7 protein-coding genes, 1 tRNA gene and 1 pseudogene are annotated in these 11,752 nt (G+C 58.3%); 4 read left to right on the top strand and 5 right to left on the bottom strand.

The genetic code is table 11. The features are described 5' to 3' along the window. Positions 1 to 123 precede the first annotated feature (123 nt). Positions 124 to 372 (bottom strand): annotated as a pseudogene (locus EV663_RS03590) (transposase); the annotation flags it as partial. 52 nt (positions 373 to 424) lie between these two features. Here EV663_RS03590 and EV663_RS03585 point away from each other — a divergent pair. Continuing rightward, complete coding sequence (locus tag EV663_RS03585) at positions 425 to 1,324, top strand: hypothetical protein (protein WP_132950373.1); 900 nt, start codon at positions 425 to 427, stop codon at positions 1,322 to 1,324. A 245-nt stretch (positions 1,325 to 1,569) separates the two neighbouring features. On the opposite strand, the gene EV663_RS15565 is transcribed toward EV663_RS03585, so the two are convergent. Beyond that, a tRNA-Arg gene (locus EV663_RS15565) sits at positions 1,570 to 1,647 on the bottom strand. Between the two features lie 375 nt (positions 1,648 to 2,022). On the opposite strand from EV663_RS15565, the gene EV663_RS03580 reads away from it, so the two are divergent. The 3 genes from EV663_RS03580 to EV663_RS03570 all read left to right on the top strand — a co-directional run bounded on the left by EV663_RS03580 (position 2,023) and on the right by EV663_RS03570 (position 7,426). Further along, positions 2,023 to 3,972 carry a type I restriction-modification system subunit M gene (locus EV663_RS03580; RefSeq protein ID WP_207904391.1) on the top strand — a complete coding sequence of 650 codons (1,950 nt, stop codon included), beginning with the start codon at positions 2,023 to 2,025 and terminating at the stop codon, positions 3,970 to 3,972. An 85-nt stretch (positions 3,973 to 4,057) separates the two neighbouring features. Further along, positions 4,058 to 5,470, top strand: a complete 1,413-nt coding sequence (locus EV663_RS15720; RefSeq protein ID WP_207904390.1) for a restriction endonuclease subunit S domain-containing protein — start codon at positions 4,058 to 4,060, stop codon at positions 5,468 to 5,470. A 66-nt stretch (positions 5,471 to 5,536) separates the two neighbouring features. Continuing rightward, positions 5,537 to 7,426, top strand: coding sequence for a DUF262 domain-containing protein (locus EV663_RS03570; protein ID WP_165910118.1), 1,890 nt, complete (start codon positions 5,537 to 5,539; stop codon positions 7,424 to 7,426). 128 nt (positions 7,427 to 7,554) lie between these two features. Here the strand turns inward: EV663_RS03570 and EV663_RS03565 are convergent, their stop codons facing one another. From EV663_RS03565 to EV663_RS03555, 3 genes are all read right to left on the bottom strand, one after another. Next, on the bottom strand, positions 7,555 to 8,034 hold the full coding sequence (locus tag EV663_RS03565; RefSeq protein WP_132950371.1) for an HNH endonuclease signature motif containing protein: 480 nt from the start codon (positions 8,032 to 8,034) through the stop codon (positions 7,555 to 7,557). Next, complete coding sequence (locus tag EV663_RS03560; RefSeq protein ID WP_132950370.1) at positions 8,019 to 9,911, bottom strand: DEAD/DEAH box helicase family protein; 1,893 nt, start codon at positions 9,909 to 9,911, stop codon at positions 8,019 to 8,021. Before EV663_RS03560 ends, EV663_RS03565 begins: the two co-directional genes overlap by 16 nt. Before the next feature lie 742 nt (positions 9,912 to 10,653). Beyond that, positions 10,654 to 11,682 carry a tyrosine-type recombinase/integrase gene (locus tag EV663_RS03555; RefSeq protein WP_132950369.1) on the bottom strand — a complete coding sequence of 343 codons (1,029 nt, stop codon included), beginning with the start codon at positions 11,680 to 11,682 and terminating at the stop codon, positions 10,654 to 10,656. Positions 11,683 to 11,752 lie beyond the last annotated feature (70 nt).

Below are 11,752 nucleotides of genomic sequence, written 5' to 3'. Positions count from 1 at the left end.
GCGCATCAGCCCATGTGCCACGTTTTTTAACGGGGTCCAGCCCACCAATAAGCGATCGGCAACTGCCCTTCCGGTGCAACATAGCACAAGCTGTTACTACCGCGCACAGGCGGGCTGCGGCCCGGAACGGTTTTTTAGCACCTCCCTCTCCTCCCGGAGAATGCGGTTCTCACGTCGAAGCCGTTCGTTCTCGCGCAGAAGCTCGGCATCCTGCGCGGGCACCTTGGCTTCCTCCGAAACCGCCCGAACCCACTTGCCGAGCGTCGAAAGCCCGATCCCCAAATCAGACGCAACCTGACGCCGTGTCAGGCCACTGGTGAGCGCAATGCGAACCGCATCCCGCTTGAACTCGTCGCTGTGTATCGCTGCCATATCCGGTCTCCTCGATGGCGAGTATCGCTCTCAAAAGATCGGAACGAAACCGATGCAGGTCCATTTCGAGGTCGAGGCACGCAAAAGCGATGCTGTGCCCACACTCTTCATCGTTGACGATATTGCCGACTCGTTTGACTACAAGAACAAATACGCCATCGTTGAATACCTGAGTGACATATTGATCGAGCCGAACTTTCGGCAAATAATTCTTACGCATAACTATGATTTCTACAGAACCGTTTGGAAGCGACTGGATTTGGGTGGGGCCAATTTTCATATCTCGAAGACATCTGAGAAAATCGAGCTGTCCAGTGAGAAAATGTATCGCGATCCCTTTGAGAAATGGAAGGCAATCGCGAACACAGCAGATAAGACAGACGCGCTTTTGGCCATGATCCCATTCGTGAGAAACTTAGCGGACTATTGCGGTTTCGAGGAAGAGTCGGGAAGGCTTACTAGTCTCTTGCATCGTAAAGCGGATAGCGATGCGATCACGATTTCGAACCTTTTTGACATCTACAAGAATGTGCTTAACGGACAAGAGTTTGCAACGGAGTTGGCGCTGGATAGCGCCGTGATTCCACTCTTGCTCGATACTGCCAAAAAAATCTCTGAGGCAGGAGAAATTGCACTCGACCTTGAAAAGAAAGTCGTTCTGTCAATAGCGATTCGCCTGATCGCAGAAGCAAAGATGATTAAGATCATCAACGATGAAGCGTTTGCAAATGGCATCACAAAAAATCAAACGGCCCAGTTGCTTCGAAGACTAAAGGAACTTGTCGGAAACGATCCTGCCTACGCGCCAATGGTTGCGCTCATGGACAGGGTAAACTTGATGACACCGGAGAACATTCACCTGAATTCGTTCATGTACGAGCCCATCCTTGACATGTCCGCTGAACACTTGGCCCAGCTTCACAACGAACTGGTGGTGGCCTGCGGCACTTGATGCTCTTGCTCACCAAGGAAAACCCGCTTGTTCCCCTCGGAGCCGCCTTCTTCTCGCTATGGGGGCGCGAAGGCGGCTCCGAGGAAAACAAGCTCTCTTGGTATCTCTATCTCTATCTGTCTTAGACGCGCAGCGGCCCCACGGAATCGACCGGAAGTGACCTCAGATTACCTACGCCGTGCTTCCTATGTGCTTCCTGCACTGCGACGACAAGCCAGACGATCCACCTAAGTCTTTGAAATTATTGGCGCACCCGACAGGATTCGAACCTGTGACCTCTGCCTTCGGAGGGCGCCCAGAGCGGCTTTTCGCCCTGCTGCGACCTTGGCTAGGAAGTGCGTCCCGACTTCGAAAAACGTCCGTCCATCAACCTGTTACCGTTCCTGTGTATCGGCTGGCGGTCACACGGTCAACGGCTTCGGTTCGCGCCTGTCACACTGCCGGTGTGACCGTGGTGTGACCGGGAGGGGGGTATGGGGGGCCTTCCGCGCGACCCGGACATAGGTGCCCGCGCGAAAAATTTCGTCGGAAATTTCTGTGGCGACCTTGCCCCGATCCGACCCCTTGGCCCCGCGCAGCGGCTCGACCGCTCCCGACCTTCCCGCTTGTGCGTCCTGCGCCCCGAACGCTAAGAAGAACAAAACGTTATCGACAGCGCAGCCCGATAGAGCGCGCGACCAAGGACCGGGGCGAGCGACATGAACAAGATCACGAATGAATTCAGCCAATTCGTTCTTTTCTCCGAAGACGAAAACCGGGCTTTGGACGAGCGGACTTTCGAGCGGGACGTGAGGGGCAAGCCCGCCGTCTATGCAACATGCCTTGTCCGCAACAAGGAAGTGCAGCTAAAGCCCGAGGAACGCACCCGGCAGCTTTGGCTGGCGCGGTTGATTGAACAGTTCGGCTATCCCGCCTCGCGCATTCAGGTTGAATACCCGATCACGTTCGGGCGCGACAGTTCCAAGCGCGCCGATATTGTCGTGTTCGACGCAGACCGACCGACCGTGCCCTACATCATCATTGAGGTGAAGCAGGGCAAACTTCGGGACGGCAAGGAACAACTGCGGTCCTACACCCACGCGACGGGCGCACCCTTGGCGGTGTGGAGCAACGGCATTCTGGCCGAAGTCTGGCACCGCAAGAACCCGAATTACTTCGTCCCCATTCATCACCTGCCACGGGCGAACCAGACGATTGAAGATATCGTCGATCAGCCGTGGACCATTCAGACCCTTATCGACAAGGAGAACGAGCGGGAACGCGAAGGCTCAAAGGCCCGGTCCCTGCGCGAGTTGATCGTGGACATGGAAAACGAGGTGCTGGCCAACGCTGGCGTCGATGTGTTCGAAGAAGTGTTCAAGCTGATATTCACCAAACTCTATGACGAGATGGCCACGCACCGGGGCCAGCATCCGTTCCTGCGCTTCCGCAACACCAACACCGCCGCGCAACTCAAGCGCGCCATTCAGGACTTGTTCGACGAGGCGAAGAAGAAATGGCCGGGTGTGTTCCTCGAAGACGAACGCATCCGCCTTTCACCCGATCACCTGCAAGTCTGCGTCGGGTCGCTGGAAGAATGGAAGCTGTTCAACTCCAACCTCGACGTGATCGACGACGCATTCGAATACCTCGTCAACAAATCATCGAAGGGCGAGAAGGGCCAGTATTTCACCCCGCGCTGGGTGATCGACATGTGCGTGAAGATGCTCAACCCGCAAGAGCATGAAACGGTGATCGACACGGCTTGCGGGTCAGCGGGCTTCACCGTGCACACCATGTTCCATGTCTGGCGCGCGATCATCGCAAACATGGGGCTACAGGAAAGCCACCTGTTCACGATGGACCAGAAGCCGCCGCGCTGCGAAGACTATGTGCGCGACAAGGTGTTCGCCGTGGACTTCGACGAAAAGTCCGTCCGCGTGTCCCGCTGCCTCAACCTGATCGCGGGCGACGGCGAAACCAACGTGCTGCACCTGAACACCCTCGACTGGACCAAGTGGGACGAGACGGTGAAGCAGGACGAATGGGCCGACACCTACGGTGACGGCTGGCGACGGTTGCGCAGACTGCGAACCGGCACCAAGAACGCGGACTATCGCCAGTTCAGCTTCGACGTGCTGATGGCCAACCCACCCTTCGCGGGCGACATCAAGCAGTCCGACATGCTGTCGCCCTATGACCTGGCCCACAAGAAGGACGGCAAGCTGGAACGCGCCGTGGGCCGCGACCTGCTGTTCATCGAACGCAATCTGGACTTCCTGAAGCCCGGCGGGCGCATGGCCGTGGTGCTGCCGCAGGGGCGGTTCAACAACTCGTCCGACCAGCGGGTGCGCGAGTTCATTATGGAACGCTGCCGCATCCTTGCCGTGGTGGGGCTGCACCCGAACACCTTCAAGCCGCACACCGGCACCAAGACCAGCGTGCTGTTCGTGCAGAAGTGGAACGACGACCCCGCCGCCGGGCCGCTGTGCCCCAAGGTGGAGGACTACAACATCTTCTTCGCCACGCAACAGGTGGAGAGCGTCAACAACTCGGGCGAAAAGGTCTATGTGCGCCGTGACGACGGAACCCTGATGCGTGACACGCACGGGCACTTCATCGTCGCCCATGACCTCTACAACCACGAAGGGCTGACGGGGACGGGATAGCCGAAGCCTTTCAGGAATTCGCGGCGCAGGAGCAATTAAGTTTTTTTCGCTACGCCCCTTCGACAGTGACCATCTGAGCGCACTGTTGGAGGGGCTGGAAGCCTCTATTGTGTCAAAAATGTCTGCGATGGCCAGCGCGAGCACGCGCAGGCTCGATCCTGAGTATTTTAGAAAGCAGTATTTGCTAGATCAGCAAAGCATTTCAGAAAGAGCGTCGCAGTTCGTTACATGTGCGGACCTCTCGATAAGCGTCGATGCAAGCGCATTTTATCCAAGTATTGAGGAATACTACGAAACGGGAGACCTTCCGTTTTATCGCGTTGGGGATGTCGATGGCATGATTGACAGCGAGCGGGCACTTCGCATCCCAGCAGAGCTTTGCGACCGTTTCCCGACATTGAAAATGGTAAGCCCCGGCGATATTCTTCTGACAAAGGGAGGTGCGATTGATCGAACTGGTTATGTTCGGGCTATAGGCGCAGTAAGTCGTGACCTCATTTTTTTGGATACATCAAGATTGCCAGAACCAAGGAGGCTTTCTCTCTTTGCGTTCTTCGGGACCGAATTATTCAGGAGGCTTCTGACCCGTTCGAGTTCTCAAACTGCCCAACCGCACTTGACGATAACGCTGGTTCGCGACCTGCCAATGTTCCTTGGCTCAGACCAACTCTGCAACCGCGTTGCTTCACTGATAAACTCAGCTTATCGGCGCGCGGATGAAGCGGGAAGGCAAATCGAGAGTGCGGAAGATTGCCTTCTCAAGGCGCTGGGGCTGGCGGACTGGACGCCGCCGGAACCGCTCAGCTTCACCGCCCACGCCAGCGACGCCTTCGCTGCCGGGCGCTGGGACGCGCAGTATTTCCGCCCCTTGTTCGCGGAAGTTGAACAACGCTTGTTGGCAACTGGTGGGGCTGTGAAGCTAGGCGCGATCCTCGATATCAACAGTCGGGGGCGACAGCCGGACTATTCGGACGAGGGGTTGCCCGTCATCAACTCCAAGCACGTCCGCACCAATAAGGTGCTGCTAGACGATGACAATCGCCGGGCAGTGGAGGCAGGCGCGCCCGTAGTCATCGAAAAAGGCGATGTTCTGGTCAATGGAACGGGCGTTGGAACTATCGGGCGCGCAGCGGCCTTTTTGCATGAGCAAAACGCGTTGCCCGACAACCACGTAACCGTCCTGCGAACTTCTCGCGTCGATCCGATCTATCTGGCCGTGTTCCTGAATAGCTTGCTTGGCCAGTTGCAAATCGAGCGTCACATCAAGGGGTCATCAGGTCAGATCGAACTTTATCCGAATGACATCGCAAAAATCGTGTTCTGGGATGCACCCGATCATGTGCAGATAGATGTTCGCGATGCTGTGCTTTCGGCCTTCAATCAGGAACGGCGCGCGCAAGACCTTCTCGAAGCCGCCAAGCGCGCCGTCGAGATCGCCATTGACGACGGCGAACCCGCCGCGCTGGCCTTCCTTGACGCCGCAGAGGGGACAAGCTAATCGCTCTTTCCCACAGGAATGGATGAACCGGGCCGAGATAAAACGCATTGCAAGGAAATTTATGTGATGGATGCCAAGGCGCATGATCTAAACTTCGTACTTGGGCAGCGGCAACAATGGGTCGTGCCTGTCTACCAGCGTCACTATGAGTGGGAGACCGACGCAGACAAGCAAATTCCAAAATTGTGGGATGATCTGCGCGATAAAGCTACTGAAAGGCTGGATGAGGACCGTACGCCGCTCCCCCACTATTTTGGTGCAATCATCTATTCAGAACCCACAAAGCAGGCCTTCGGTGCCGTACCTGTTCGTTTTCTTGTTGATGGACAGCAGAGAATTACCACCTTCCAGATTGTGCTAGTTGCTATTCGCGAAGTGGCGCGCAAAATTGGAATAAAACACCTTGTCGAAGTGACAAGCACATACCTTTTCAACGATGAAAACAAAGGCATGAAAGATGTTGAGAAGGAAAAATTCAAGCTATGGCCTTCATCCTATGACCGTCAACTGTTTCAGAAGATAGCAACTGAGGAATATGCAGAAGTTGTTTCCTCATTCACCCCAAGCTATTTTCATGGCACGGGGCGCATCAAGAAAGGCGGCACGCCGAAACTTCTCCGCGCCTACCATCAGCTTTATACGGATATCTCTACATTTGTGGACGACCGCGTAGAGTTGGGCGATGAACGGGAAGCCGTGCTAAGTGCACTCCTTGAGGGTTTTCTAGCGGGTTTTCAGATCGTCGTCATTCAGTTGGACGAAAATGACGATGCGCAGGAAATCTTTGCTTCGCTCAACGGACTGGGTAAGCCATTGGCACCCTTTGACTTGATCCGCAACAGCATCTTCCACCGCGCCCGGAAACTAGGTGAGGATGACGAAAAGCTTTTCGATGGTCGGTGGAAGCTGTTCGAGGAACCGTTTTGGACCGATGAAGTGCGACAAGGCCGCCTGAAGCGGGCGCGTGCGGATCACCTAATCGCGCACACCGTCGTTGCTGAGACGGCAAGGGACGCCAACATTGGCAAAATTGCGACTGAGTATCAGCACTATGCGCGCGACCGCGCGTTTACGACTGTAGCCGAAGAACTTGATGTACTGATACGTCATGCGAAGAATTACAGGCTCCTTGAAGATGCCAAGGAAGATACGACCGTTGGTCAAATCACTAACGTGCTGAGGGTATGGGATTTATCGACGTTCCATCCCTTTGTGCTTTGGATACTCAGCTACGTATCGGACGAACATGAGAAGTCTCAAATACTAAAGCTCTTGGAAAGCTATTTGGTTCGCCGCGAACTTTGTGGCTTGACAACGAAGAACTACAACAAGGTTACAACAAGCTTCATCCGCGCCGCAAAATCAGCAACCGACACTTACGACGCTTTTAGCAAGCACATGATGTCGATGACGGGCGACATATCAAAGATGCCAACTGATGCTCAGGTGAAGGAAGCTGTTCTGCGTCGGAAAGCGTACGGAGTAATACCTACACCACGCCTCCGCTTTATACTTCAAAACGTAGAATACGATCTTCGCGACAAATTCGACGAAGTTACAGTGTCGACGTCAAACTTGACAATCGAACATGTGATGCCACGAAAATGGGCCGAAAACTGGCCGTTGAGTGACGACAGGGTCGCCTCGCATGAGTCGAGTTTTGAGGCAATGATGGCGGGCGTTCCAATGGATGACGGTATGAAGGCTTTGGTCGAAGCTCGCGCACGGGCTGTCGATACCATTGGCAACCTTACGCTAATTACGGGCGCACTGAACCCAAGTTTGAGCAACGCTGGTTGGACCACCAAGCGAGAAAAGCTATCCGGTTCTCTGCTTGCCCTGAACAGGATGGTCGCGAAGGTCGAGACTTGGGGTGAAAAGAGTATTGAAGCTAGAGCAGAAACAATTGGCGATGTAATCATTAGACACTGGGGCGTTCCAAAGGCCGATCAGTGACTGTCGCACCGTGCCGGGCGTCCGAGACACTTCGTCCGAGCAATTCGTGAATTGTTCAATCGCCAGCGGTTCGAAAACAGACAGATACCCGGGCCGCCCGCGTCCGCCACGGGGAATGCGGGCGAGGCTTACGCCCCGCCCTTCATCCGGTTTTCCCGCTTCCACAGGGGTTGCAGGTTCGTGTAGTGGCACAGCCGCGTCAGGTCTTCGACCGTGCGGCCCGCCGACAGGGGCGTGATGTGGTCTACCTCCCACTGCCCGTATTTCTCCCACGCCATGCCCTCGGTGAACTTGGCCGCGATGTGCCGTTTCAGCGTGACGGGGCCGCAACCCAAGGCGTCAACCGGGCTGGCCCGCCCCCGCAGCGCCTGCCCCGCCCGCCGCTGGACGGAGCGATACAGCCGAAAGGTCGGATCGGACGCGGCCCTGCGCCGTTCCCGCTCGCGCGCCTTCTCGGCGTTGCAGGCGACGCACTGGCGGTTGCTGACGAAGCGTTCGGCCCTGTGCCCGGCCTTGCAGGGACGCCCCGTCCAGAAACGAGAAAGGCCGCGCTGGGCGGCCTCGTCTCGGGTGATCGGCTGGCGGGGTTCTGTCACAGGGTCACGCATCCGAACCTCTCGGTCTGGAATGTCACCGGATCGAAGCGCAGCGCGGGTTTGACCTTGCGGCCCTCGCCCGGAACGAACCGCCAGCCGAGGCCGTGAAGCGGCCTGCACTGCTTGGACTGGAACGCCCGCTTGAGCGCCTTGCCCGCAATGCCGGTGCTGGCCGCGATACTGTCCGCCGTCAGCATGATCGGTTCGCGGGGCTGCATGGCCCGCGCCAGAATGGACGCCAGTTTCTTCGGGCCGGTGTTCTGCGCGTCCGCATCGTCGATGAACGCGGGCGGCGGCGCGTCGGGGAACAGGGCTGGGTAGCTTTCGAGGAACAGCGCCCGGTCCATGCTGGTGAACAGCCGCATGGGCTTGGCCACGCCCGCAGCGTCGAGTTCGCGGATGCGGCCCCGGCACGCCATCTGCTTGAATTGCCGCAGACGGTGCGCCTTGCCGACTGCACCCACAGGCCCGGTGGTGTTCCCGCCCATCGCCTGCCGCAGATCGTCATGCGTCGCAACCTTGCCCCGGCTGGCGAGGCTTTGTGCGAGGTAGCTGTGGCGGGGCTTGTGGAACTCCGAGAACAGGAACACCGCGCCGCACTCGCGATAGGCGTTCGATCCAACGCCCATGCCCCAGGTCGCCACCATGACATTGCGGCCCGGTATGGGGGTGTCGGTGTGCAGCGCCGCTGCGACCTTCTTGGGCACGACGATCAGGATGTCTTCGTCCTTGGCGCTGTTCGCCTTCACCGTCGCCTTGATCCACTGGACATAGGCCCGGATCGTCTCGGCTGACGCGGCCCGGCTGGCGATGTTGTTGAACTCTGCGGGTTGCTGAATGTGGGTCAGGCTCAGGTTGCGATAGCTGACCTGCGGCCCGGTGTGGCGATGGAAGTCATGCCCGGCCCGCACCTGCGGCGCGAAGTCCGCCGTGGCGTCGAGGATCACCAGCCCCGGATGCGGGCGGAAGCGATCATCATACGCGACCAGCATCATGTGCCCGTCCGCCTGCCCGGCGGTCTTGGCCTTGCTGCGGGACAGGAAGCACTGCCCGGTGCCCGTGGCTGACAGCACGTCCAGCGCCCTGCGCAGTGTGGCCATGTTCCGCGCATCGCTGAGGCGGGACAGGTCGATGCGTTTCAGCGCGGAATGGCCATCCGGCGAAAGCAGGGTCGCGGTCTTGAGCCGGGAATTGCCGTCGCCGCACCGCACCCTGAACGCCGTAGCAGCGTTCCGAACCAGCGTGGCGAGGTCGTGATACTCCGCAACCCGGTGCAGTTCGTCCGCCAGTTCGTCGAGGTCCGCAGGCCCAGCTTCCACCGTCGCCACGGTATCCGGGAACTCGTCAAGAAAGACGTTGCTGCGCGGTGCGCCGTTGAACCGCCGCACCCCGAAGTCGGCTTTGTGCTCGCCTTCCTTGATCCATAGTTCATGCGTGCAGACGACAACCCGATGCTGGGCGAGGTCGGCGCGGGAACTGACGCCCCGCGTCTGGATATGCTGATGGATTGCCGGACTGCGCTGCCGCGCTGCATCCTCGCTTTCGTGTGCTGACGAGTGGATTGTCACAGCGTCGGGCGGAAGCAGTGTCGCCAGTTGGTCGAAGACCTTCTGCGCCTCGTCGATTGTCGCGACGACATAGGCGGCTGAATAGTTGTTGAGCGCGGCGACGCTCGCGGCGATCAGGGCGACACAGAAAGTGGTCTTCCCGGAGCCGGTGCCAGAGTTGACCAAGTGCGGGATGGATGTCTCCACATTGGCCATGACGTCCCGAAATGCCGCCTGTGCAGCCTGAAATAGCGCAGTGCTGCATTGAATGCCGAAGTCATCGGTTTTTTTCGTGATTGCATTCTGTATCGCGTAGGCGTGGTGGAATATCTGGTCATTCATTATTCGTCTCTCCACGAATAAAAAACCCGCCTTGCGGCGGGGTGTGTGCTTCATCGGTTGAATTTGTTCGGCGTATTTTTCTAGGGATATCCCAGAGGAAAATGCGCCGGTTGAACGCTCAGGGGCTGCCGAGCATCGCGGTTCTGTCGGTGGAACACGGGTCAGGGAACGCCACAGGAGCCGCGCCTCTGTCTATATGGGTGGAACTGACAGCCAGCGCCTCTGTCTATATGGCAGGAAGTCAGGAAAATGTAATCTTGCCAGACAGTAAGCGGAAAGCCGCATTGCGGCCCGCTGAGGGTGGCTCCCGGATGGTCCAGCATCAAGCGTCACACGAACCGTGACCGTCTCGCCTCGCACAGCATCGCCGTGCCGCGGCCTCGTGACGTTGGGGCCTCCGCTTCATTGTCTATATGTGTGTAGGTGAGATTTCTATTTTGTTTCAGTGCTTTGCTTGGACCTTCCAACTTACCGCGAGCGGCCCCAAATGATGGCGTCACCCTCAATGCTGGCCTGCAACCTTCCGAAAGTAGTTCACCCGGACGCGCTTGCCTTCGCATCCGGGCTTACATTCGAGCGATCAACGAACAGAGAACTGCAAAGACGTTCTTGATCTACTCCATCACTGCACTTGAACAACGCATATCCACGTGTCGCGAGGAAGCGAAATCAAACCTGCGCAACCCGATATCGCAATACATACGGGCACAAGGACGTGACATTGCTCCGCACTGGAACGCCATCATGCCGCTACGCTTTCAATGCAATTGAACTTCGCCACGATATCTTCGGCGCGCAGGTGGGTGTAGCGGAACAGCATCCGGGGATCGCGATGCCCGCTAATCAACGCCACTTCCGGGACGGACAAGCCCATCTCGAAAAACCGGCTGACGGCTTCGTGCCGCAGATCGTGGAACCGCAGGTCCGCAATGTCAGGGCAGGGCTTCGCGGCGATGCGCTTGCACCGTTCCCAGCACAGCCGGAAAGCGTTGGCGGAAACCGGGAAGACCAGACTGTTCCCCGTGTCGCCGTGCGCCCTGCGTTCGCGCAGCAGGTCCGCAGCCCGGTTCGTGAGCGGGATGCGCCGGGCGTGCCCGTTCTTCGTCTCGCGGATCAGCAGCGTGGACACATCGGGCGAGACATCGGCCCATCGGATGCTAAGCAGTTCGCCTCGTCGCATCCCGGTCTCGACTGCAAGCAGGATGCCCGTCCGCAGCCAGTCGTTGCGGTTGCCATCGCAGGCCGCAAGCAGCGCGTCCAGTTCGCCAGCCGCTAAGCGGCGTTCCCGTGCGTCCGGGGCTTTGGGCTTGCGCACCTTGGCCACCGGGTTCTCGGGCAACGGCACGTCCCATTCCATCCGGGCGACTTCGAAGACGGCGCGCAGCAAGCCAAGATCGCGGATCACGGTTCCGGGGCTGACCTTGCGCAGCCGTTCGTCCCGGTAGCGGCTGAACACCTGCGGCGTGGCCTTGGACAGCGGCTTGTCAGCCCATGTCTCGCGCAGAAAGCCGTCGATCCGCTTGTTCTCCGATGCGTGCCCGCGCTTCGCAGGCGTGACCTCGTTGCGGTAGCGGGTGAGCAAGTCGCGCATGGTGGTGCGATCCAGCACGCGCAGATCGACGGCGAACACTGTCGCGTCCAGTTCCGCTTCCGTCTGCCGCGCCCATTGCATCGCGTCGCGCTTGGACTGGAAGGATTTGGTGCGGGGCGTGTGCCCGTTGCGGCGCACCTGCGCCTGCCATTTCCCGTTCCGATTCCTGATGGTGGCCATGTCGAAAACCCCGTTGCTGTGACCAGAGCGTGACAGGCTGGTTCTCAGGGGTTTTTCGGAGTCACCCTGA

The sequence above is a fragment of the Rhodovulum bhavnagarense genome (assembly GCF_004343505.1).
GTDB classification, from domain to species: domain Bacteria; phylum Pseudomonadota; class Alphaproteobacteria; order Rhodobacterales; family Rhodobacteraceae; genus Rhodovulum; species Rhodovulum bhavnagarense.
This window is presented reverse-complemented; position numbering and strand designations above follow the sequence as displayed.

Coding starts and splice junctions, on each gene's coding strand:
- EV663_RS03580 (WP_207904391.1), top strand. CDS start 2,023: ATGAACAAGATCACGAATGAATTCAGCCAATTCGTTCTTTTCTCCGAA.
- EV663_RS03585 (WP_132950373.1), top strand. CDS start 425: ATGCAGGTCCATTTCGAGGTCGAGGCACGCAAAAGCGATGCTGTGCCC.
- EV663_RS03570 (WP_165910118.1), top strand. CDS start 5,537: ATGGATGCCAAGGCGCATGATCTAAACTTCGTACTTGGGCAGCGGCAA.
- EV663_RS03560 (WP_132950370.1), bottom strand. CDS start 9,911: ATGAATGACCAGATATTCCACCACGCCTACGCGATACAGAATGCAATC.
- EV663_RS03565 (WP_132950371.1), bottom strand. CDS start 8,034: ATGCGTGACCCTGTGACAGAACCCCGCCAGCCGATCACCCGAGACGAG.
- EV663_RS03555 (WP_132950369.1), bottom strand. CDS start 11,682: ATGGCCACCATCAGGAATCGGAACGGGAAATGGCAGGCGCAGGTGCGC.